The organism is Winogradskyella ursingii (assembly GCF_013403975.1).
Classification (GTDB): Bacteria; Bacteroidota; Bacteroidia; order Flavobacteriales; family Flavobacteriaceae; genus Winogradskyella; species Winogradskyella ursingii.
In genome coordinates this window covers 161,511-185,041 of sequence record NZ_JABFDH010000003.1, presented here as the reverse complement: position 1 = coordinate 185,041, position 23,531 = coordinate 161,511, and the positions used below count along the sequence as shown (strand labels likewise).

The 23,531-nt window shown below is 34.8% G+C and carries 23 protein-coding genes; 11 read left to right on the top strand and 12 right to left on the bottom strand.

Annotated features, from left to right (window positions below; all coding sequences use genetic code 11):
• The 4 genes from HM983_RS08215 to aroC form a co-directional block, all read right to left on the bottom strand.
• The gene (locus tag HM983_RS08215; RefSeq protein WP_179344937.1) at positions 1-816 is read right to left on the bottom strand and encodes a sulfurtransferase; all 816 of its coding nucleotides are present in this window, start codon (positions 814-816) and stop codon (positions 1-3) included.
• 48 nt (positions 817-864) lie between these two features.
• Positions 865-1,902: a glutathione synthase gene (gene gshB, locus HM983_RS08210; RefSeq protein ID WP_179344936.1), complete on the bottom strand. Its 1,038-nt coding sequence runs from the start codon at positions 1,900-1,902 to the stop codon at positions 865-867.
• Positions 1,903-1,957: 55 nt separating this feature from the next.
• Positions 1,958-3,403, bottom strand: coding sequence for a dicarboxylate/amino acid:cation symporter (locus HM983_RS08205; protein ID WP_179344935.1), 1,446 nt, complete (start codon positions 3,401-3,403; stop codon positions 1,958-1,960).
• A gap of 120 nt (positions 3,404-3,523) precedes the next feature.
• Positions 3,524-4,594 (bottom strand): chorismate synthase, encoded by a 1,071-nt coding sequence (gene aroC, locus HM983_RS08200; protein ID WP_179344934.1) that lies wholly within the window; start codon positions 4,592-4,594, stop codon positions 3,524-3,526.
• A 212-nt stretch (positions 4,595-4,806) separates the two neighbouring features.
• Here aroC and HM983_RS08195 point away from each other — a divergent pair, with 212 nt between their 5' ends.
• Positions 4,807-5,667, top strand: a complete 861-nt coding sequence (locus HM983_RS08195; RefSeq protein WP_179344933.1) for a UDP-2,3-diacylglucosamine diphosphatase — start codon at positions 4,807-4,809, stop codon at positions 5,665-5,667.
• Here the strand turns inward: HM983_RS08195 and HM983_RS08190 are convergent.
• Positions 5,664-8,603: an FAD-binding and (Fe-S)-binding domain-containing protein gene (locus HM983_RS08190; protein WP_179344932.1), complete on the bottom strand. Its 2,940-nt coding sequence runs from the start codon at positions 8,601-8,603 to the stop codon at positions 5,664-5,666. The genes HM983_RS08195 and HM983_RS08190 overlap by 4 nt on opposite strands.
• A 139-nt stretch (positions 8,604-8,742) precedes the next feature.
• On the opposite strand from HM983_RS08190, the gene HM983_RS08185 reads away from it, so the two are divergent.
• Positions 8,743-9,237: a hypothetical protein gene (locus HM983_RS08185; RefSeq protein WP_179344931.1), complete on the top strand. Its 495-nt coding sequence runs from the start codon at positions 8,743-8,745 to the stop codon at positions 9,235-9,237.
• 68 nt (positions 9,238-9,305) lie between these two features.
• A complete protein-coding gene (locus HM983_RS08180) occupies positions 9,306-11,024 on the top strand; it encodes an FAD/NAD(P)-binding protein (RefSeq protein WP_179344930.1) in 1,719 nt (572 codons plus the stop codon).
• On the opposite strand, the gene HM983_RS08175 is transcribed toward HM983_RS08180, so the two are convergent.
• The 3 genes from HM983_RS08175 to HM983_RS08165 form a co-directional block, all read right to left on the bottom strand.
• Positions 11,021-11,794, bottom strand: coding sequence for a TIGR03915 family putative DNA repair protein (locus HM983_RS08175; RefSeq protein ID WP_179344929.1), 774 nt, complete (start codon positions 11,792-11,794; stop codon positions 11,021-11,023). The two genes, HM983_RS08180 and HM983_RS08175, sit on opposite strands and share 4 nt — an antisense overlap.
• Complete coding sequence (locus HM983_RS08170) at positions 11,795-13,057, bottom strand: putative DNA modification/repair radical SAM protein (RefSeq protein ID WP_179344928.1); 1,263 nt, start codon at positions 13,055-13,057, stop codon at positions 11,795-11,797.
• 294 nt (positions 13,058-13,351) lie between these two features.
• Positions 13,352-13,837, bottom strand: coding sequence for a ferritin-like domain-containing protein (locus HM983_RS08165; RefSeq protein WP_179344927.1), 486 nt, complete (start codon positions 13,835-13,837; stop codon positions 13,352-13,354).
• A gap of 177 nt (positions 13,838-14,014) precedes the next feature.
• On the opposite strand from HM983_RS08165, the gene HM983_RS08160 reads away from it, so the two are divergent.
• Positions 14,015-14,575, top strand: coding sequence for a hypothetical protein (locus HM983_RS08160; protein WP_179344926.1), 561 nt, complete (start codon positions 14,015-14,017; stop codon positions 14,573-14,575).
• On the opposite strand, the gene HM983_RS08155 is transcribed toward HM983_RS08160, so the two are convergent.
• Genes HM983_RS08155 through HM983_RS15900 form a run of 3 tightly spaced genes read right to left on the bottom strand, consistent with a single transcriptional unit; the run spans position 14,572 to position 16,797 of the window.
• The gene (locus tag HM983_RS08155) at positions 14,572-16,101 is read right to left on the bottom strand and encodes a GH3 family domain-containing protein (RefSeq protein ID WP_179344925.1); all 1,530 of its coding nucleotides are present in this window, start codon (positions 16,099-16,101) and stop codon (positions 14,572-14,574) included. The genes HM983_RS08160 and HM983_RS08155 overlap by 4 nt on opposite strands.
• Positions 16,102-16,117: 16 nt before the next feature.
• Complete coding sequence (locus HM983_RS08150) at positions 16,118-16,618, bottom strand: pyridoxamine 5'-phosphate oxidase family protein (protein ID WP_179344924.1); 501 nt, start codon at positions 16,616-16,618, stop codon at positions 16,118-16,120.
• A gap of 17 nt (positions 16,619-16,635) precedes the next feature.
• Positions 16,636-16,797: a four-helix bundle copper-binding protein gene (locus tag HM983_RS15900; RefSeq protein ID WP_246277501.1), complete on the bottom strand. Its 162-nt coding sequence runs from the start codon at positions 16,795-16,797 to the stop codon at positions 16,636-16,638.
• Positions 16,798-17,094: 297 nt separating this feature from the next.
• Between HM983_RS15900 and HM983_RS08140 the strand changes: the two genes are divergently transcribed.
• Both HM983_RS08140 and HM983_RS08135 read left to right on the top strand, forming a co-directional pair.
• Complete coding sequence (locus tag HM983_RS08140; protein ID WP_179344922.1) at positions 17,095-18,174, top strand: endonuclease/exonuclease/phosphatase family protein; 1,080 nt, start codon at positions 17,095-17,097, stop codon at positions 18,172-18,174.
• A 1-nt stretch (position 18,175) separates the two neighbouring features.
• Positions 18,176-18,685 (top strand): DUF421 domain-containing protein, encoded by a 510-nt coding sequence (locus tag HM983_RS08135; protein ID WP_179344921.1) that lies wholly within the window; start codon positions 18,176-18,178, stop codon positions 18,683-18,685.
• Here HM983_RS08135 and HM983_RS08130 read toward each other — a convergent pair.
• Complete coding sequence (locus HM983_RS08130) at positions 18,672-18,950, bottom strand: hypothetical protein (RefSeq protein WP_179344920.1); 279 nt, start codon at positions 18,948-18,950, stop codon at positions 18,672-18,674. The two genes, HM983_RS08135 and HM983_RS08130, sit on opposite strands and share 14 nt — an antisense overlap.
• 182 nt (positions 18,951-19,132) lie before the next feature.
• On the opposite strand from HM983_RS08130, the gene gcvT reads away from it, so the two are divergent.
• The 5 genes from gcvT to HM983_RS08105 all read left to right on the top strand — a co-directional run bounded on the left by gcvT (position 19,133) and on the right by HM983_RS08105 (position 23,516).
• Positions 19,133-20,215, top strand: a complete 1,083-nt coding sequence (gene gcvT / locus HM983_RS08125) for a glycine cleavage system aminomethyltransferase GcvT (RefSeq protein ID WP_179344919.1) — start codon at positions 19,133-19,135, stop codon at positions 20,213-20,215.
• 22 nt (positions 20,216-20,237) lie between these two features.
• Positions 20,238-21,068, top strand: a complete 831-nt coding sequence (locus tag HM983_RS08120; protein WP_179344918.1) for a sugar nucleotide-binding protein — start codon at positions 20,238-20,240, stop codon at positions 21,066-21,068.
• Positions 21,069-21,176: 108 nt separating this feature from the next.
• The gene (locus HM983_RS08115) at positions 21,177-21,464 is read left to right on the top strand and encodes a 4a-hydroxytetrahydrobiopterin dehydratase (RefSeq protein WP_218841839.1); all 288 of its coding nucleotides are present in this window, start codon (positions 21,177-21,179) and stop codon (positions 21,462-21,464) included.
• Between the two features lie 216 nt (positions 21,465-21,680).
• Positions 21,681-22,427, top strand: coding sequence for a YebC/PmpR family DNA-binding transcriptional regulator (locus HM983_RS08110; RefSeq protein ID WP_179344917.1), 747 nt, complete (start codon positions 21,681-21,683; stop codon positions 22,425-22,427).
• A 267-nt stretch (positions 22,428-22,694) separates the two neighbouring features.
• The gene (locus HM983_RS08105; protein WP_179344916.1) at positions 22,695-23,516 is read left to right on the top strand and encodes a sterol desaturase family protein; all 822 of its coding nucleotides are present in this window, start codon (positions 22,695-22,697) and stop codon (positions 23,514-23,516) included.
• The last annotated feature ends 15 nt before the right edge of the window (positions 23,517-23,531 follow it).

Below are 23,531 nucleotides of genomic sequence, written 5' to 3'. Positions count from 1 at the left end.
TTATGTTGTTAGGCTACCGTATTCTGTCCACGATCCGTCATAGACCGTTATATTTTTAAAGTTACAAATTGTTGCTGCCAATGCCAAAATACATGCTGTTATACCAGATCCACAGCTAAAAACTACTTTCTTTTTATTCCTACTCAATGGTTCTAATAACTCTAAAAGGGAAGTTTTGGATTTTAGTTTATTACCGATTAACAGTTCTTGATAATGCAAATTTATAGATGAGGGAATATTGCCACGCCGTAAACCTTCTCGAGGTTCTGGTACTTGACAGTTGAATCTTTCCGAGGAACGTGCGTCAATAATTATTCTTTCAGAATCTAAAATGAAGTCTTGAAGACCTTCATAATCGGTAATCAAGTCTGAATTGAAATTGACTTCAATGTTTCCAATACTATAATGCTCACTTGAATATGATTCAACCAAAAACCCCTTATTTCTCCATTCTGGTAAACCACCATTTAGTACGGCTACATTATCAAACCCAAAAGTCTTAAACAGCCACCATGCTCTTGGGCTTGAGTAAATACCTTTATCGTCATAAACTATAATTAAGGAATCTTCATTAATGCCTAATTTTCTGGCGTCACTTTGAAATTGCTCAGCACTAGGAAGTGTACTAGGAAATATTGAATTTACATCGCTAAATTTTTGTTTGATGTCAAAAAAACGTGCTTTTGGAATTCTCAGCGCAGACTCAGAAATCTTTTTATTTATAGTCGCGTCAAGAATTATCAGGTTTGGATTATCGATTTCTTTTTGAAGCCATTTGACCGAGACCAATACTGAATTTAAACGATTTGTATCCATATTATATCAATCACAAAACCAACTTTAAATAATCCGGATTCAAAACATCTATGCTTCTTCTACAGTTTTACGTAATCGTGCTCTTCTATCAAAGGCTTGCAGTTTATCCAAGACTTTACTTTCTAAAAAGTCAATTACTTTTTCTTCGACCTTTCGCTTGTTTTTATAAACCTTATTCATGTAAGTAATACCTCCTGGCGACATAACATTGACTTCTACCAATTTACCTCCTATTACATCGATACCTACAAAGTACAAGCCGTCTTTAACAAGTTTTGGTCCTATTTGCTTACATAAAGCCTTTTCGGCTTTGGTAAGTGTGTGTTTTTGAATACTTCCTCCTGCCGAAACATTAGAGCGATGGTCATCTGAGCCTGGTACTCTTCTCATGGCACCAACAGGTTCTCCATTAAGCAATAAAATTCTAATATCGCCTTTGTCTGCACCATCAATATAATCTTGAAGTATCACATAATTGGTTTCCCCCTCACCTGTAGAAATATAAAAGTCGAGCAAAGAGTTAATGTTACTCATTGCCGATTTCTCTATTAGAATGACACCAGAGCCACCGAAACCGTTCAGTGGTTTCAAAATCATTTTATCTGCTTTGGAATCTTTTATTTGCTGTACCAAATACTCCTTATTTTTTGATACATGGGTATTAGGAATGATATTGCTGTGCGCATCACCAAAAGCAGCGGTGTAAAGTTTGTTGTTTGCCTCTCGCATGCCTTGAAGAGAGTTTACAATAAATACATCGTCTTTTACTGAATCCAAAAAATTAAGCATTATAGGATCCAAAGGCGGATTAGCTCTAAAGAAAATCGCATCAAAACCTGCCAAGGGCAACATTTCTTCTCTGAGTTTTGCTTTTGAATAAAATGATTTGAGCGTTGATGGCACTTTTTCCATACGCCCAATAACATTGCAAAAAGCATTGGTTACACTATCTCGAATCGTAAGGTTTGCCGGAGAACACATGGCAACACCATGTCCTCGTTTCACGCATTCTTTAATCAAAGCTAAACTTGTATCGTGTTCAGGATTAATAGTTTCCCATGGATACATAATGAAGCAAATGTTCATATTGTGTTGGTTTTTAGTTCCTTTATATTAAAGTTAAAAAATTAATAAAGAATACTTAAGAATCCAAGTCAAAAGTTTCTGTTGGGTCTTTTTCTCCTTTATAATCCAACATATTTTCACCATCGGCAATGATTGAACAAACAGTTGCATCTCCAGTTACATTAACAACAGTTCTAAACATATCTAAAATACGGTCAACCGGAAAAATTATAGCAATCCATGCAGGGTTTAACCCTACTGAGCTCAAAACAATAATCAGCATTACCAACCCTGCACTTGGTACCGCTGCAGAACCAATTGAGGCTAAAGTCGCTGTTAAAACTACAGTAATCTGTTGTCCTAAAGTTAAATCTATCATGTGCATTTGAGCCAGGAAAATCACAGCTACAGCTTGGTATAAACTCGTTCCGTCCATATTAACGGTTGCTCCAATCGGTAGTACAAAACTGCTTATTTTTTTATTGACACCTAAATTCTGTTCCACACATTCCATAGTAACAGGAAGTGTTGCAGCACTACTCGATGTCGAAAATGCCAAGGTTTGTGCAGGACTCATACTTTTAAAAAATCCTTTGTATGGAACTTTCTTTACAAACAATTTCAAAATCATTGGATAAACAACAAAAATCATAAGAAGTAAACCAGCCAATACAGTTAATGAATACCAGCTTAAACCTTTAAATATTTCTACAACTTTTCCAATATCATCACCTGCCATTTTACTCACTACACCTGCCAATAATGCGAAGACAAAGAATGGTGCAGCCTGCATCACAACATCTACCATTTTAAGAAACACCTCATTAACGCTGTCAACAAGATTCATAACAGGCCTGGCCTTGTCCGTTGGAATAAACAACAAACAAACACCGAAAAATATCGCAAAGAATATGATCTGAAGCATTAAGCCATTGTTGGATAATGAATAGAAAAAGTTACTAGGCACTATATCTACCAAAGGCTGTAAAGGTGTAGTATCTTCCTTCATTTTTGCAGTCTCCATTTTATCTGCTACCGAAGCTTCTTTAAGTTCGCTCTTGGATAAATCTGAAATTTCCTGTGCACGTTCAAAGAACTCAGGATCTTTTAGATAGTTTACGCCATCTTTTATTTCATAGCCTTCGCTGTCGGCCCAAATTTCATAGCTTATTCTATTGTCAATTCTGCTCTGTTCATCTATGAGTTTTCCAGGACTAATCACATTAACCAATAATAATCCGAGTGAAATCGCTAAAATTGTGGTAACTAAATAAATCCCAAGGGTTTTTCCGCCCATTCTCCCCAAACTTGCAGGGTCTCCAATATTGGCCACACCACTAATAATAGAAAACAACACAAGCGGCACAGCAATCAATTTCAACAAATTAATAAAGATAGTGCCAAAAGGATCAATCCAATCGATGGTAAATTCACTCCAACCCATTGAACTTGAAACCAATGCCCAAATGATACCGAGTACCATTCCTATAATAATTTTCCAGTGTAATGCTAATTTTTTCATTGTATGCTGAATTTATTTCAGTATCTCCTCCTACTAAGCAGGAATCTTTATAATTAAACTTATTCTTTTATTTATTAACCATTAATTGCTCATATGGACCGCTGTTTTCGCAAAGTCAAATCACCAATCCTGAGACTCCTGTCTACGAAGGAGTTTATAATCCGCAATAACCAAAGCAGCCATAGCCTCAACAATGGGTACGGCCCTCGGCACAACACACGGATCATGGCGGCCTTTGCCTTGCATTTCAACATTTTCGCCCTTACTGTTGATTGTTTTTTGTTTCTGTAAAGTCGTTGCCACTGGCTTAAAAGCTATATTAAAATAAATGTCCATGCCATTGCTAATACCACCTTGCACACCACCAGAACGGTTGGTCTTAGTGCTACCATCTTCATTAAACTTGTCATTATGTACACTACCCAGCATTTTTGCACCATCAAATCCACTACCATACTCAAAACCTTTTACGGCATTTATCGATAGCATTGCTTTGCCTAATTCAGCATGCAATTTATCAAAAACCGGTTCTCCCAATCCAGCTGGTACATTTTGTATAACACAAGTAATCACACCTCCTACGGTATCACCTTGCTTTTTAACCTCTTCAACTTTGGCAATCATTTTTTCAGCAGTTTCAGAATCTGGACAACGTATCACATTAGATTCTGTTAAATTCAAATCCAATTCCTGATAAGGTTTTTCCACAGTGATATTTCCAACTGAAGATGTGAAAGCATTAATTTTAATGGAGCTTAAAAACTGTTTTGCAATAGCTCCTGCCACTACCCTACACGCTGTTTCTCGAGCCGAACTTCTTCCTCCACCTCTGTAATCACGAACGCCATATTTTTTATCGTACGTATAGTCTGCGTGACTTGGACGATATACATCTTTTATATGCGAATAATCTTTAGATTTTTGGTTGGTATTATGAATCACAAATCCTATTGGCGTGCCTGTTGTTTTACCTTCAAAAATACCTGAATAGAATTCCACTGCATCTGGCTCTTTTCTTTGCGTAACGATTTTGGACTGTCCTGGTTTGCGACGCTCCATTTCATTTTGGATTGCTTCAAAATCGAGCTGTATTCCTGCCGGACATCCATCAATAATTCCGCCAATTGCTTTTCCATGTGATTCACCGTAAGTGGTGAGTTTAAATAATTTTCCGAAGGAATTTCCCGCCATTAAATCATATTTTACGCTAATGTAAATGTATTATTACAGAAACAAAAATGCATCACGAATTTTCGTCAGTGATTGTTTAAAATGTCCGCTTATTTTATGCTTAATATTTCCGTAACATTATAATAACAGTTTGCTCATAGTTAGTTAATTATGTGATAATACGAATGCAAAATCATTTTGTGTTCTTTGCTTTGCAGTAATTGAATAGAGCTTTGAATTTAAAACGAAAAATTGAAATAGTAGTAATTTCGGATGTGCATCTCGGCACTTATGGCTGTCACGCCAAGCAGTTATTGACTTACCTTAACAGCATCCAGCCAAAGAAACTGATCCTAAATGGTGATATTATCGATGTCTGGCAATTTAAAAAGCGTTACTTTCCAAAATCACATCTTAGCGTTATTAAGAAAATTATGGACTTTGCCGCTAATGGTACTGAGGTCATTTACATAACAGGCAATCATGATGAAATGCTTCGTAAATTTACAGATACTGAAATTGGTAATATTTCCATAGTTAATAAATTGGTATTGAATCTTGATGGAAAAAAAGCATGGTTTTTTCATGGCGATGTATTCGATATTTCTATCCAAAATGCTAAATGGCTCGCCAAATTGGGAAGTTACGGTTATGATATGCTAATCTTAATCAACCGTTTTGTCAATTGGTGCTTGGATCGATTGGGCAAAGAACGTTATTCGTTATCCAAAAAGATAAAGAACTCAGTAAAGGGAGCTGTAAAATATATTAATGATTTCGAAAAAGTTGCGACTGAACTAGCTATAGAAAATCGATACGATTATGTGATTTGTGGCCATATTCATCAACCAAAAATGTTAAAGGTTGAAAACAAATATGGCAACACAACATATCTCAATTCTGGAGATTGGGTCGAAAATTTTACCGCTTTAGAGTATCAATTTAAGCGCTGGAAAATATATAGTTACAATAAAGATAAGCTTACCCCTTTTTTTGCAGATGAAGAATTAAAGGAAATGGACATGAAAGATTTGATTGCCGCAATTACCATTGTTGAGCAGCCTAAAAAAACAAAGAAAAAGAATAAAGATTAAATAAGGGCCTCTCTAAGAATAGTTACAGGATGCTTAGCTTTAATTCCGGTTCCATCTTTAATCTGATGTCTACAACTTGTACCGTTTGCCGCAATTAAAGTATCGCCCGAAGCTTTTCTAACTGCTGGAAAAAGAGTTTGCTCGCCAATTTGCATACTAATCTCGTATTTGTCTTTTTCATAACCAAAACTGCCTGCCATACCACAACAACCACTAGGAATGATGGTTACTTTATAATTCTTTGGCAAATTAAGCATATCAAAACTACTTTTTTGATTCGCTAATGCTTTTTGATGACAGTGTCCATGGAATTTAATTGATTTGGAATCTGTTGTAAATTGTTCTGAAGAAATATTTCCCAATTCTATTTCTTGTTGAATGAATTCTTCAATTAAAAAGGTCTGTTTCGCAATTTGATTAGCTGAATCTTTATCATCTGCTAAACGCAAGTATTCATCCTTGAACGTCAATATCGCTGATGGCTCAATTCCGACTAGATTAAAAGTATCATTTTGAAATTCTTTAAAATAGCTGACATTGGTATTTGCTATTGATTTTGATTGTTCCAAAAATCCTTTAGACAAAAAACCTCTTCCACTTTCTAAATGACTGACATCAATCACTTTGTAATTTAATGATTCAAGTAAAACTTTAGTGTCAATCGCAATTTCAGATTCTAAATAATTAGTAAATTCATCCACGAATAAATGCACAGTTTTAATGATTTTTTTGACATCTTTTTCATCTTCAATCCAATCTGAAAAATTACTAAAACTGGAATAAGATTTCGTCACTTTTGGGAAGCTTCGTTTGGGATGGATACCTAAAGAAAGACGAAGCAATTTAGAACTGAATTTTCCATTAAAAAGTCCATTAGTTAGCCATGGCATCCGTGAAGCAATTTTATTGTATTTAGTTGCATTAGCAAAAAACCGGTCTTTAAATTTAAAACCATTTGCTTTTTGGTATTGGTACTGAAATTCGGTCTTTAAACTTGCTACATCAACACTACTTGGGCATTCGCTCGCACAAGCTTTGCAACTCAGACATAAATCGAACACATCTTTTAATTCCTTATGATTAAATTTGTTGGCTTTATCTGAATTGGTCAAATATTCACGCAATGCATTAGCTCGTGCTCGTGTGGTATCCTTTTCATTTCGTGTGGCTCTATAACTCGGACACATAGTACCTCCAAATTCTGGTAACTTTCTGCAATCACCAGAACCATTACATTTTTCGGCCTCTCGTAGAATACCTTTGGAACTTGAAAAATCTAAAACAGTCTCAATTCTCGGTTCTTCCCGATCGACCTGATATCGTAGGTTTTGGTCCATGGGAAAGGCATCGACAATTTTACCAGCATTAAAAATATTATTTGGGTCAAAGGTTGATTTAATCCGCTTTAAAATTTGATAGTTACCTTCACCAATCATCATTGGAATAAATTCTGAGCGAACGATGCCGTCTCCATGTTCACCAGACATTGAACCTTTGTATTTCTTAACCAAAGTAGCAACATCAGTTGTGATTTTTCGGAATAAAGCAACATCTTCAGATTTCTTAAGATTTAAAATCGGTCTAAGATGCAACTCTCCTGCTCCAGCATGAGCATAATAAACCGGATTTTGCTTGTATGAAGTCATCAATTCCGAAAACTCAGATATGTAGTTTTCTAAATCTTCTAAAGCCACAGCAGTATCCTCAATACAAGCCACGGCCTTTTTGTCACCAATCATGTTACCCAAAAGCCCCAATCCTGCTTTTCGTAATTCTACTGATTTATCAATTTCCCTGCCTTTTAAAACGGGTGAAGCGTAAGATAGGTCAAGATCTTCAACTGTTCCGATAAATCGGTGAAGAGCGGCATCTAAGTCGTCAATGGTATCTTCTTTTAGTTCACACATCAAAAGTGCTATGGGTTCGCCAACAATAAATTGTCTGTTTTGTTGCTGAAGTTTATTGTGCTTTGTGAGATTTAGAATTGTATCATCAAGCATTTCGCAAGTATGCAAATTGTGCTCCATCAATTTTGCGATAGATTTTAAACAAGAGTCGATACTTTTATAATGCAGCGCCACAACTGCACTCTCAGCTGGAGGTAATTTATCTAATTGCAGAGTGATTTCAGTGGTAAATGCCAATGTGCCTTCACTACCTGCGAGCAGTTTGCACATATTAAAATTTGAATTTGTAACTGAATTTGGAAAAACTTCAGATTTAATTAATTCATCCATCGCATAACCTGTATTTCTGCGATGGATTACGGGTTTGGGAAATTCATTTCTTATTTGATTCTGAACATCTTCCGGTTTTAATTCAGAAAATACAGTTCTATATATTTGCCCTTCAAGTGTTTTAAGTTTTAATTTATCATCGAATTCTTCCTTTGAAATCGACTTAAATTCAACCTCACTTCCATCACTTAAAATTGTTTTCAGACTTAAAACCTTATCTCTTGTAACACCATATTGAATAGATGTTGTACCGGAAGAATTATTGCCTACCATACCTCCTATCATACAACGGTTGGATGTGGAAGTGTTTGGCCCAAAAAACAAACCAAACGGTTTTAAGAAATTGTTAAGCTCGTCCCTAATTACTCCGGGCTGAACGGTCACTGTTTTATAACGCTCGTCAACTTTTAAAATCTTAGTAAAATGTTTGGACACATCAACTACAACACCATTGCCAACACATTGGCCAGCCAAAGAAGTTCCTGCAGTTCTTGGTATCAAAGAAATGGCATGCTCTTTGGCAAAATCAATCAATAATTTTATGTCCTGATTTGATTTTGGTATAGCTACTGCTAGTGGTAATTTTCTATATACCGACGCATCCGTTGCATAGAGTTTCCGCATTAAATCGTCAAAATATAAATTGCCTTCTAAAGTGGAATTAAGTAGAGAAAGATTTTTGGAGTTTGACAAAAGCATATAAGTTAAAAATAGCTCGGTTAGAGTTATAAAATTGTCATAAAAATAAACCTTCTATTTCAATTTTAACATAAATTCGTACTTATGTTAATATGGGCATTCTATGATGCTCTGATTAAAAAACTAAAACTCAAAGATTATGAAAAAATTATTTTTATTAGCAGGTTTGTTAATCGGTTTTACAACCATCTCAAGCGCCCAAGAAATCGCTGAAAACGCTATTGGATTACGTTTAGGTGATAGTGACGGTTTTGGGGCTGAAATATCTTATCAACGTGCCTTAGGTGATGCTAATAGGCTTGAGCTTGATTTAGGCCTAAGAAGCGGTAATAATTACGATGGTTTTAAACTAACAGGTCTGTACCAATGGGTATTTCCGTTGGATGGAGACTTTAACTGGTACGTAGGCGCAGGTGGTGGAGTTGCATCTTACAGTTTTGACAATGTACCTGATCAATTTGATGATAGCGAAACGTTTTTCTTTGCTGCTGGAGACATTGGTATAGAATACAGCTTCGATATTCCTCTTATGTTATCATTAGATTTTAGGCCAGAAATTGGTTTTGGAGATGACCTATACGACAATAATGATCTTGATTTTGATATCGCATTGGGTGTTCGGTACCAATTTTAACTAATAAAGCACATATTTATATAAATGACCATCTCAATCGAGATGGTTTTTTATTAACTTTAAAAGGTATGAACCAACTTGCTATTATAGGAATGGGTCCAAGGGGTCTTTATGCTTTGGAGCGGCTTATAATCAATTTAGGCCACCTCGATAAAACCTTAGAAATCTATATTTTTGAACCGTCAAATACACCAGGTGCTGGTACCATTTGGAATGTAGATCAACCAGATTCTAATTGGATAAATATTACTGAGCGTGCATTGATTGGTATAAAAGAAAGGCCAAAATTTGAGTATAGCAATTTAACCATTAAACGTTTTCCATCTTATCATGAATGGTGCGGATTTAAACAATCGTCGACCAAACCAGATAACTTTCCTCCTAGAAATAAATTGGGTCGCTATCTTTTTGAACGATTTACAGCACTTGTTAAAGACATAAAACATCTTCATCATTTTCATATCGTAAAAGAGTTTGTGCAACATGTTGAGGCTAAAGATGGTAAAATCTTTATCCAAACTCATAATAAAAATTGGACTTGTGATGACGTACTGCTAACCATAGGACATCAACCGACCAAATTATCAACCCAAATTAAATCTTGGGTCAAGCACGCAGAAAAAAATCTAAATACTGAAGTTTTTACAGAACCTTATCCTGTAACACAACTTAAAAATTACAAAAACAAAACCGACATAAATATTGGGATGAGAGGATTTGGTCTTGCCATGATAGATATAATGCGGTATTTGGCAATAAACAATTACGGAAATTTTAAAGTAACCAATCCATGCACCTTTGAAACAGTTTACTATAAAGTAAACAGCCAAAATTTAAAACTAGTTCCATTTTCATTAGATGGTTTGCCTTTAGCGCCTAAGCCGTTAAATCAAAAAATTGACAATTGGTTTCTTCCAAGTAACAAAACCCTAAGCTGGTTTACTAAAAAAATAGATGCTGTAACTCAAAGTCAAAAAAGTGTGAACAACATTGACCTTTTAATAGAACCAATGGCAAAGATTGTCGCTCAAATTTTTATTAATTTGAATAAAAAAGCTAAAAATCATGATCTAGATTCGACTGAGGTTGAACAAGTAATTTTAGAATGGTTACGCAACGACAATTTTAAACACGCACTTATTTTAAATACTGATTTATCCACCTATAAACAAATTGAATCTTTTATAGGTATGGCTTTGGGAGAGGCTAAAATTACTTTGGATTTTTGTATCGGTCAAGTTTGGAGACATTGCCAACCCAGATTTTATAAAACTTTTACACATGCACAAATTGATGAAGGCATCCTTAATAAAGTTGTAGAATTGGATGAGCGCATTAAACGTTATTCTTATGGTCCTCCAATAGAAAGCATGCAGCAACTCTTGGCTCTTGTAGACGCAGAAGTTTTAACGTTAAACTACGTTCACGATCCAAAAATTAGTGCAATTGATAAGGGATGGGAACTAAAAAACAAGAAAAACGAAATAATTCATTGTAGCGTACTTGTAAATAGTGTAATCGATCCACCGAAATTATTAGATACTGATTCTAAAATTATAGAACATTTACTCGAAAACAACCTTATAAAGCCCATACATTCAGAATTAGGAATTGAAACCCAACCAGATGCCTATATAAAAACTGCAGAAAATGAAACGATTGTACCTATTGCAGTACTCGGCAGATTGGCAAAAGGAAGTGTTATTGGTGTCGATGCCATATTAGAGTGTTTTGGTGATACTGTAAAAGATTGGGCAGACAATTTTGCAAAGCACAGAGTTAATTAAGTGGATTGCTTTTCGCTTAAATATTTCCAATAGCGTTTGGGAACATGCCTTACGTGCAACTTCATGTTTTTTCTCGATTTGATATTAGTCGCTTTAAAATAATCTTGCCATAATTTTTGAAAATCAAACTCTTGTTCTGCAAAGTAATCAGAATTAGTTTTTGTAAAATCAAATTGTTTAGGAAAATCCATATTGATAATGTCAACTTTGTCTAAATCGTAGAATAATCCATAACGCCTTCTAATATCATAAATCATCCATTTTTGGTCTGCGTAGCGTCGTTTAAAGTGTTTTTGAATCAGTGGCAACACATTAAAGTCAGGCTCGATATTCGCAAAATAAATATGATCTTTAGTGAGTCGAAAACGTACAAAAGCTTCCATTCTATGCTTTTCGCGACCAACCATTTTCGCAATTTGAGCAATCTTTAAAACGGAAGGATGGGAATAATCCTTATCGACTTTGGTGTTTTTAGAAAATGCATAGCGCACATAGTCTAGCAGTACATTTTCAACACCATCTTTCTCACTCAAAAACGCATAATACATTTGATAACTACCCTGCGAAGTCAATTTGGTTTTGAGTCCGGACCAAACACGATTGGCTTTGTCTTCTTCGGTAAGGATGTGTTCATTTTCTGAAAACAATTCATTTTGAGGGGCAAATTCATTCTGGATATTCACCAATTCCAATTTGTGTTCAAAAGTATAAAACACAGCACTCAAGAAACCATCAAAAGTTCCGTCATATATAAGACATTTTTCTTGCATCTACCCGAACAAACTTAATTGGTTACTTAGTGTTTTACGGTATTTACTTGTAGAATTCTGAAGAATGAACCCTTTTATTTTATCTGAGGTTAAATCGCGACGTTCAAATTGATTGCTCTCACACACGATAAAATATTGTGCTCTATTAAGAGCGACACCTATTTTCTTTAAATGGTCCCAATTTAAGTTTCTAAATCGACGAGCATTTAAAATTTTATGTACCGATTTCATTCCCAGACCTGGTATTCTTGCCAACATTCTCTTATCTGCAGTATTGATATCGACAGGAAATTCATGTAAATTTCGCAATGCCCAACTTAATTTAGGGTCAATGTCCAATTCTAAATTTTGATGCTGTTCATTTAAAATTTCACTAACATCAAAGCCGTAGAACCGCATCAACCAATCAGTTTGATACAACCTATTTTCTCTGAGCATTGGCACCGCAGTCCCTATTTGCGGTAAACGTTCATCATAACTAATGGGAACGTAACCTGAATAATAAACACGTTTTAAATTATAGCTATTATAGAAAAAATTAGATGTTTGCATGATCTGAAAATCGTTTTCTCCGCTTGCTCCAATAATCATCTGAGTACTTTGACCTGCAGGAGCGTATTTGGGTGTGCTTTTTATGATTTTCTTTTCAGCTTTATATTGAATGATTTCATTTTTCACCTTTACCATTGGCTTAATAAAATCTTCACGTTTTTTATCTGGCGCCAATTTTTTGAGTCCGGCTTCGGTAGGAATTTCGATATTGACGCTTAAACGGTCTGCGTATAGACCTGCTTCTCGCATCAATTCATCTGAAGCTCCAGGAATGGATTTAAGATGAATGTAACCATTAAAATTTTCTTCTAAACGAAGTTTTTTTGCCACAGCCACCAATCGTTCCATAGTATAATCTGCACTTTTAAAGATTCCAGAACTCAAAAACAAACCTTCAATATAATTTCGTCTGTAAAAATTAATTGTAAGGTCTACGACTTCCTGCACTTTAAAAGCAGCTCTTTTAATATCATTACTTTTTCTTGTAACACAGTAGGCGCAATCAAAAATGCAAAAATTAGTGAGCAAGATTTTAAGAAGTGACACACAACGGCCATCTTCTGTGTAAGAATGACAGATGCCCATTCCTGTAGAATCTCCTAAACCTTTATTTTTATTAGCGCGTTGGCTTCCGCTTGATGAGCACGACACGTCGTACTTAGCAGCATCAGCAAGTATTTTGAGTTTTTCTTGGGTACGTTGAAATGACAATTATAAACCTCCTTCGTTTTTAGTTCTATTTTGTAAAACAAAGATACCTATATATGTAGCATTATATTGCTATATATTGTAGTAATATGATAATTGAATTATGTACATAAAAAAGCTGTTTAAAAGTTTAAAATTCTGATAATTAAAACATTGGTTAAAACGCCTTTGAAACCATTTTTATAATGGTGCTTAACTAACTCATCTTATGAAAGGAATAAAACCAAGGTTCTCTCGCCTTAAAAATTAAATATCAGAAACAGACTTGTAAACAGCTATGAAATAATTATTTAAAAATTAAGCCATTGCTTTTTTATTGAGTCGTCCTTGTGCCAAATCATCCATGTTTTGGTCTGCCTTATATTCTTGATCTAAAGTAGTCTGCAATTTCTTGGCTATAGACTCGTGACCTAATTCTTTAGCGAAGCGAACGGCTGTTCCATAACCAGAGATTTCGTAATGCTCAACCCGTTGTGCACAAGCAATTAATCCAGCATCCTTTACATCTGCATCTGCGTCTTCTTTTATCATGCCCTCACATTCCTTTACCAATCCTTCCATTGCCTTACATTTTGTGTTAGTAGGGTTGATATCTAACTCTTCACAAATTCCTTGTATTCTTTCTAAATGTGTTTTGGTTTCATTAAGATGATCAGAGAAAGCCTTTTGTAATTTCTTATCTGATGCTGCTTTTACCATATTTGGCAATGCATCTACTAATTGCTTTTCTGCAGAATATAAATCCTTAATTTCATGTTCAAATAAATCTTTTAAAGTTTTCATAATTAGTTTTTTTATTGTTTATTCTAAGGTAGTTTTAAACGCAAATTTTAATTAACCGAAAACCACAGACTTTTAATGCTATAAAATTTGATTTTTCAAATGTTTTTAAATAAAATACCATCTTTAAAATCGCTGCATTATTTTACCTTCATAATTTTTTTAACCTCTTCTAATTACATGAATTCCCAACATATTATCCCAGAATCTATACGTCAAAATGTTGAAACCGCCCTCTCTTATTATCCAGAATTAGACAGTACTAAAATAGAGTTCCGATTTAAGAAAAACATAAAAAAATCGACCATGCAAGCTCGACCAAGATTTGGTAGTTTTTTTAGGAGTCGAAAAAATAGGGAATATGTAATTTTAATTAGTGAAAAATTTAAGATATCGGATCAAGAATTCATGACAAGACACATTCCTGAAGACATTTTTATAGGATGGATTGGACACGAACTTGGTCATATAATGGATTATCAGAACCGAAGTAAACTTAATTTAATTTGGTTTGGTATTAATTATATATTATCAGATAACCATATAGTAGAGGCTGAACGTGCTGCAGATAGTTTTGCAGTTGCACACGGCATGGAACATTATATTTTAAAAACTAAGGATTTTATCCTAAACAATGCAAAAATCACAACTTCCTACAAGGATCGAATAATAAAATATTATTTATCACCAGAAGAAATTATGGAGTTAGTTAAAGAACGTGACGCTGATAAAAACAATTAACTTTCAGCAAGAAATGTTTCCCATTCGGCAAATTTATCTTCACCCATAACGCGTTCCATTTTTACTTGTCCGCCTTTTTTCTTGTTTCTCGCGTTCCAATCGTAAAATTTACTTGGAGGTATCACTTTCACTTTCACTCCTTTTAACGCTTTGCTTCGTGCTACCTTATAGTTTTTATTAGCTGATTGTAGCGACTCATCCAAAGATTCGGCAATTCTCACAACATCTGCATTCTCTAATTCAGAGCCCAAATACCAACAGTGATAGAACTCATCGTCTTCTTCACTTCGCTGCGCACAAATAGTGTATTCAGGGATAGTTGTTTGAAATTCTTCTTCGAGTTTACGCATGGCATCATCCATTTTGTTAACCGACAGTTGTGAGCCTACAGTATTTAAGAAAAATTTAGTGCGTCCCGTAATTTTAATTTCGGCACGTTCAATATCTGTAAATTCAATCGTATCACCAATTAAATAACGCCATGCACCGCTAACAGTACTAATGATTAAAGCATAATCTTGATCCAATTCCACCTCATCTAAGGTTAGTGCGGGAGCATCATTTGTAAGCGATCCGTCCTCGTTGATATAGTCTGGTTGAAATGGCACAAATTCAAAATATATACCATTATCCGTATTGAGCTGCATTGCATCAGTTTCTGGTCGTACTTGGGTGGCGATGTAGCCTTCCGAGGCTAAATAGGTATCTATGACCGTTACAGGCTGACCCAGTAATGCCTTAAAACTCTTTTCATAGGGACCAAACGCAACACCTCCAGAGGTATATACCTGAAGATTTGGCCAAATTTCATGAATATGATTAAGATTGTGATGTTCAATTACTTTTTGAAGCATAAGTTCTATCCAAGAAGGAATGCCACTCAAAGCACCAATATCCCATTCTTCGGCACGTTGTGCGATATGTTGCACACGTTCGTCCCAATCATCAATTTGGGCAATTTCTTCTCCTGGTTTGTAATAGCCTCTGAACCACGATGGAATATTACTTGCCGTTATACCGCTAATTTCACCTTCTTGATGATCATCTTTTTCCTCGAGATCTGTAGAGCTTCCCAGCATCAAAATTTCTTTTTCAAAGAAATCTCCAGGTAAATCAAAGTTCTTTAAAGCAAAGACTTGTTTTATTCCTGCTTGTCTTATAGCTTCAATCATATCATCAGTTACCGGAATACGCTTGCTTGTTTTTCCTGTTGTACCAGAGCTAAGGGCAAAATAAGATGGTCTTCCTGGCCAGGTAACATCTTCTTCATCTTTATGAAGTTTGTGCCACCATTGGTTATTCAACTTATTATAATCAAAATATGGAATGGTTTCAGAAAAGGTCTTCGTGCTATTGTTAGAATTTAAGATCGATCGAAAATTATAATGCGTACCAAATTGCGTATCCTTTGCTTTTTCCAGTAATTGTTCTAAAACTTCCTTTTGCGCTTCGGTGTGCACTATTTCTGAAGTAAAGGTATCTTTTAGATTAATAAATCCTTTAATTATATTGCCAAGTATTGCCATTTATTATTTTATATTTTCAAACGCTCAATTCTCCTTGATCATTAGTATCGTCTCTTTCTCCAGTAATCGCAGACTTTGCCATCTTAAATAAAGTTACCGCTTTGTTATACTTCTGATCCCAGTAATACGCATCATGTATTGTAACACACAACAATGCTAAATTAGGATCGTCCTTGCCACTAAACCAAACTTTAAGAATGGAACTCCAAAGTTCGTCTATTTTTTGTTTGTTTTCAGTAATTTCCGCCGTACCATAAATTGAGAGGTATTCTTGATCACTTTGATTGGCATAGGTTAAATGTAATCGATTATCTTGCTTTATTTCCCGATTGTGTTCACTATCTTTTGCTGTAAAAAACCAAAGTTTCCCATTTTTGTCAATTTCTTGAGTCGTCATAGGGCAAACTGAAAACGGCATGGTCGATAACTTTGTAGCCATCATAGCAAGTTGATTGTTGCTTAAAAGCGTTTCAATCTTTTTTATGGCTTCTTTGCCTATAAGCTTTTGCTCCTTCATAATTTTTCTAATGAGAGTTAAGCTGCAATCTTTCGACATTCTTCAGCACAGGCTCTACAAGATTCAGCACATAACTTACAATGTTCATGGCTGTGTGCCTCACAATGGTCGGCACAATAATCACAAATTTCTGCACATAACAAAGCATATTGTTTCGCATATGCGCTGTCTGCAGACATCATTTTAATACACATATAGCAAGCGTCAATACACTGCACACAACATTTTGGGCAGTCGTTCATACTCTCAATTCCTGCCATTTCGACCAAACAATTCTGGCAATCGACCAAACATTGCTGGCATAATTCTATACATTTTTCATATAAAGTATTCATAATTAAAGGTTTTTGTTTTTACAAAGCTATTTTAATTTTAAGACACCCGATATTCCTTTTAAAACAACATTTGACGCATTTACTTAATTTATTTATTGTTTCACATAATTGATGTATATTGAATTCTCACCAACCCAACTTATGAAAAACTCAACTTTTAAAACCGTTGTTACCGTTTTTGGTTTTATCGCTATCCTCTTCACTTTAATGCCTTTTGTGGCATTGGATTATTGGTGGATTAGAATGTTCGATTTTCCACATCTGCAACTTACTTTCCTTACAGCCCTAGCGCTATTGATTTATTTTGTAAAGTTCGATTTTAAGAATTGGCGCGATTATTTTTTTGCTACGTTACTTATAAGTTGTTTTATATTTCAATTCAGTAAAATATTTCCATATACCGCATTTGCCAAATATGAAATATTAGAAACCGTCGATGATAAGGTAACGATAAGCCTATTTACATCTAATGTTTTACAGAAAAATGTAGAATATGAAGTTTTGAACAACACCTGCAAACAAACCAATGCCGATGTGCTTTTATTTACTGAAACTAATGAAGCCTGGAAAACACATATCACTAAGGGACTTAGCCCATCTTATAAAGGTCAAGTTGAAGTTCCAAAAGATAATACTTACGGTATGTTACTGTATTCTAAGTTTGAATTGTTTGACACCCATGTAAAATATTTGGTTAGTGATAGTGTACCATCAATCCACACAAAACTAAAGCTTACTGAAAAAGATACTGTACAAATTTATGCCATACACCCTACTCCTCCAATGCCACAAGAAAATCCGTCGTCTGCAGATAGAGATGCAGAAATGATGATGATTGCACAAATGGCCTTAAAATCTAAATATCCAGTAATTGTAATTGGTGATTTTAACGATGTGGCATGGTCTCAAACTTCAAAATTATTTCAGAATGTAAGCAGATTATTGGATGTGCGTAAAGGTCGTGGATTGTACAATACCTATGATGCAAACAGTTATATTATGCGCTGGCCTTTGGATCATATTTTTCTATCAAATGAATTCAGACTGGACGAAGTAAGACGCTGCCAGGACGTACATTCTGATCATTTTCCATTATATACAAAATTTTCATTTGAACCAGAATTAAAGGACCAACAAACCAGACCTTATCCGACAGATGAGCAACTGAAGCGCGCGCAAGATCAAATCGATAATTTTTATGATAACCTAAAGAATAAATAATATGAAAGAATGGTTCTCAACCTCCGACCAAAGTCTTTTGGCCATAGCGATCACTGCAGTAGGTACCTACATTGCATTAGTTATAATGACAAGAATTAGCGGAAAACGAAGTTTTTCTAAAATGTCCAGTTTCGACTTTGCTATAACCGTAGCTATTGGTTCTGTTATGGCAACTGTAATTATTTCTAAATCAGTTACTCTATGGCATGGTATAGCGGGATTGATAAGCATTTATGTCATCCAGATGTTAGTAGCACATAGCAGACGCTGGAAATCCGTGAGACATATCATGGATAACAAACCTACTTTACTTATGAAAAATGGAAAATTAATTGATGGTAGCCTTGAAAAATGTAAAGTCACCGAATCTGATTTAAAGGCCAAATTACGCGAAGCCAATGTGATTCAGCTTTCTGAAGTCAAAGCCGTTGTTTTTGAATCTACCGGTGATATTTCTGTATTACATGGCTCTGATGACAAAGAGATTGATGATTGGATCATGGATTTTTAGTCGATACCAGCAACTGACTTTCTTTTAATTTCTCAGTCATTTGAGTAATTAACTTACCAAATGAACCACAAAGCGCTGCATATTCATCAGAGTAAGCATTGGATTTAGACAACTGTTTTATGCATACGTATGCTGCATCAATACATTCCATATACTTTGTAATGAAAGTTTCGTTGAGTTCTGTAGTTTCAATTTTTTTGAGATAAGATTGGCAATCTTCAAGACATTTATTAGATATGTCTAGGTATTTGTTATCGGAGTACATTATTCAATTAGGTTAAGATTCAATTTACAAAAATCTATATTTTGGATTTAGAAATTGACCCAAAAAACACAATTTTTGCCTTTATAAGAAAAAATATATAGGCATAGATATCATCTTAAATAGCAAAGAAAATGTAATTTTGCGCAATAAATTTCAAGATTCAGCATTTTAAAGTCACACTTATGAAGAATACCGCATTAACTAAAACACACGAAGCTCTTGGAGCAAAAATGGTCCCGTTTGCAGGCTATAATATGCCTGTACAGTACGAGGGTGTTAACATAGAACATGAAACTGTTAGAAATGCCGTTGGTGTTTTTGATGTCTCTCATATGGGTGAATTTTTAATTGAAGGTCCTAACGCGCTAGACTTGATACAAAAAGTATCCAGTAATGATGCCTCTAAACTCGAAGTCGGTAAAGCACAATACAGTTGCCTGCCAAATGACGATGGTGGTATTGTAGACGATTTAATTATATATAAGATTAAAGAAGAAACTTATTTACTGGTTGTAAATGCCAGTAATATTGAAAAGGATTGGAATTGGATAAAATCCAAGAATGACGTTAATGCAACTATGCGCGATTTGAGCGAGGATTATTCCTTGTTAGCAATCCAAGGTCCAAAGGCGGTTGAGGCAATGCAGCCGTTGTCAAGTCATGATTTATCAGCCATTAAATTCTACAATTTTGTGGTAGGCGATTTTGCAGGTGTTGAGCACGTGATCATTTCGGCAACAGGTTATACAGGCAGTGGAGGATTTGAAATATATTGTAAAAATTCTGAAGTAAAACAAGTTTGGGATAAGGTCATGGAAGCTGGTGCAGATTATGGCATTAAGCCAATTGGTTTGGCAGCAAGAGATACTTTGCGTTTGGAGATGGGATATTGTCTTTACGGTAATGATATCGACGATACTACCTCACCTATTGAAGCCGGTTTGGGCTGGGTCTGTAAATTCAACAAAGACTTTACCAATAGCGAAGCGTTAAAAGCTGAAAAAGAACGCACGCCAGAACGTAAGTTGGTTGCTTTTAAAATTGATGAGCGAGGTATTCCAAGACAAGGTTACGACATTGTAGATAATAATGGAAACACTATAGGCACTGTTACTTCTGGGACCATGAGTCCGAGTTTGGGGATTGGCATAGGATTAGGCTATGTGCCAAAAGTGTTCTCGGACGTAGGAAGTAAAATAAACATTCAGGTACGCAAAAATGCAATTCCTGCAACAGTTGTAAAATTGCCTTTTTACAAAGGGTGATTTTTGAGATGAAGTAAGATTAATGAAGCAGGACACACAGAAACATCGAATTTTAATATTAGGTTGCAGCGGCTATTTGGGCACTGCCATATATAAAGAATTAGGACCTTACTTTAGAACCTATGGCACCTATCGTACACCTTCAAAAGCCTTTGAAAACAATCAGCAATTCTTTCATTATAATGTAGAAGAAGATGATGTTTATGAGATACTGGAAGCGTGTAAACCGTCCATTATCATTTCATCCTTGCGAGGTGATTTCCATGCACAAACTATAGCACATCAGCATATTGCGGAATATGCATTGCAATTTGGTTCAAAAATCATTTTCCTTTCTTCTGCTAATGCTTTTGATGCGTACAGCAAATATCCGAGCTATGAGCTAGACAAAACACTGAGCCATAGTATTTATGGCCATTTTAAAATTAAGATAGAAAATATGTTGCTGCGATTGCCCAAAAAGCAAATAGCAATTTTGAGATTACCCATGGTTTTTGGTGCCAATTGCCCAAGGGTTCAGGAAATAAAGCAAGCTTCAAAAGATAAATCGTCCGTCGAAATTTTTCCTAACCTTATTATGAATGTGACATTAGACAAGAAAGTCACACAGCAAATTCATTACATCATCAACAGAGATAAATATGGAGTTTTTCATTTAGGAAGTACAGATTTGGTACATCATGATGAATTTATTAAACAGATCGTTGAGAATCTCACCAAAGGTCATGTACAGCTAAAGCATGTATTTACTACTAATGAAGATCGCTATCTGGCCGTACTTCCAAAGTTTAATAAATTGCCCAAACACCTTCAGGTAACCAGCGATTATGTCTTGGAAGAGATTCAAAAGTAAGTGTCTACCGCCCTTATCATTCTCTTTAATAATATTGAAAATTAAGAATTAAGTTATGCTTGTAGTGTTCTTATTTATTCCTTAAATTTCAGCTAAACAAATTATATTATGAAATTAGACGATTCTACAATAGAAAAAAAATTACTTCATTTCCCAGATTGGGAATACAACAAAGACGCTATCCATGCAGAATTTGAGTTTGAGAATTTTAAAGACTGCTTTAGCGCAATGAGCCGTATTGCATTTGAGTGTGAGTCACAGAACCATCATCCGGAATGGACCAATGTATATAATGTTCTTAAAATCTCTTTATCTACTCATGATGCTGGTGGTGTCACCGAAAAAGATTTTAAATTGGCAGAAGCCATCGAAGATATTGTTGAGGTTGAAGAATAATTTCTTTGGATCTTACATACATTTTCCTCAAAGGGGAAATTCAGTGGTAGTATTCAGTAGGCAGCAATAAGTTTGCAGTTCTTTAATTTAGAATACGTTCTTAATACATTCAATATTTTTTTAAATTTGCTTTGCCTTCAAAAACAATTTTAGGCAATTTAAATTATACCTTTTAACTAGATTTCCGTTTTCACGGAAATGAAAATATGATTTTCAATGGGAAGAGCTTTCGAGTTTAGAAAAGCAAGAAAAATGAAGCGTTGGTCTGCTATGAGTAAGGCATTTACGCGTATAGGAAAGGATATAGTAATGGCCGTTAAAGAAGGTGGTCCAGATCCAGATTCAAACTCACGGTTACGTGCCGTTATACAGAATGCCAAGTCTGTAAATATGCCTAAGGATAATATTGAGCGCGCCATAAAACGTGCCAGTGATAAAAATCAAGGTGATTATAAAGAAGTTATTTTTGAAGGTTACGCTCAACACGGCATTGCGGTATTAATTGAAACTGCAACAGATAACAACACGCGTACGGTTGCCAATGTGCGTTCATATTTTAACAAGACTGATGGAAGTTTAGGTACCTCAGGCTCTGTGGTATTTATGTTTGACCATACCTGCAATTTCAAAATTAAAGGTGACGATTTAGATATGGAGGAACTAGAACTAGAACTTATTGATTATGGTGTCGAAGAGATTTTTGAAGACACAGATGAAGACGAAGATGGCAATGAAGTCAATAGCATTATGATTTATGCTCCTTTTGAAAGTTTTGGAAACATTCAGTCTTATTTAGAAGAAAATGATATCGAAATTATTTCCTCAGGTTTTGAACGTATCCCTCAAGTAACCAAAAAACTTACAGCAGAACAAGCCGAAGATGTCGAAAAATTAATTGAAAAACTGGAAGAAGATGACGATGTACAGAATGTGTACCATACCATGGAAGAGTCAGCGGAGTAAAGTCTCTGATAAGTTTTACAATTTAAATAATCTTTAGGTAATTGTCATTCTTAATTCTTGGTAAGCATATACGGTCGTTTTAAAATTATAAGCGACTAATTTGTCTTTTAATTCCCTTTAGAAAATCTAAAGGAGCAGGATAACACAAACCAAAATGTTTTGTTATACCGAAAAATTGCTCAATTAATCCATATATTTATTGATATATAACTAGTTAGGTACAATTTAGAAAAACGTACCATGACAATTTATCTCATACTTTATACTATGGATTTAATAAACAAATTATTGGGGATAGACCCAAATTATATTGTGATTGGATTAATTGCATTATTCTTTTCTTTAGAGCAAATAATGCAATCTCCATTTAAGTTCAAAAAAAGAATTAATCATCTATTTCAAAATGTCCTATTCCAAATTATACTGGTGATTCTCAATATCTTTTTTGTAACATTTCAGGTTTTTTCAATTGAATGGCTGAATGGAAATAATATTGGGCTTTTATATTTGATAGAATTACCCATTTGGGCTAAACTCTGTGTTTCTGTTGCACTATACGACATTACAGCATACTGGATTCATAGAGGAACTCATAAAATACCCTTGCTCTGGAGATTTCATAGAGTACATCACAGCGATACATCAATGGATTCTTCAACGGTTTTTCGTTTTCATCCGATTGAGTTAATTCTTGTATTTGGAATGGGAAATATAATTACTGCTGCCCTAATTGGAACAGATGTCATTTCTATGGCATTGTATTATTTCGTCCTTTATTTATTCTTCTTTTTCGAGCACGCAAATCTAAATTACCCAAAATGGTTGAATTCGACAATAGGACTGCTTTTTGTAATGCCCGACCATCATAGAGTTCACCACCAACAAAATCAACTCTATACAGACTCAAACTATGCAGATATATTTATAATTTGGGACAGGTTATTTGGAACTTTTAAAATGATGCCAGTAGAAGATATGGCATATGGATTGGTGGAATTTGATACGGATGAAAAACAATCACTCCTCTATTTAATTAAAAGTCCATTTATAAATATTCAAAGAATTAAATCTGAAAAAAAAACTAAATAAAAACACCAGCACGTA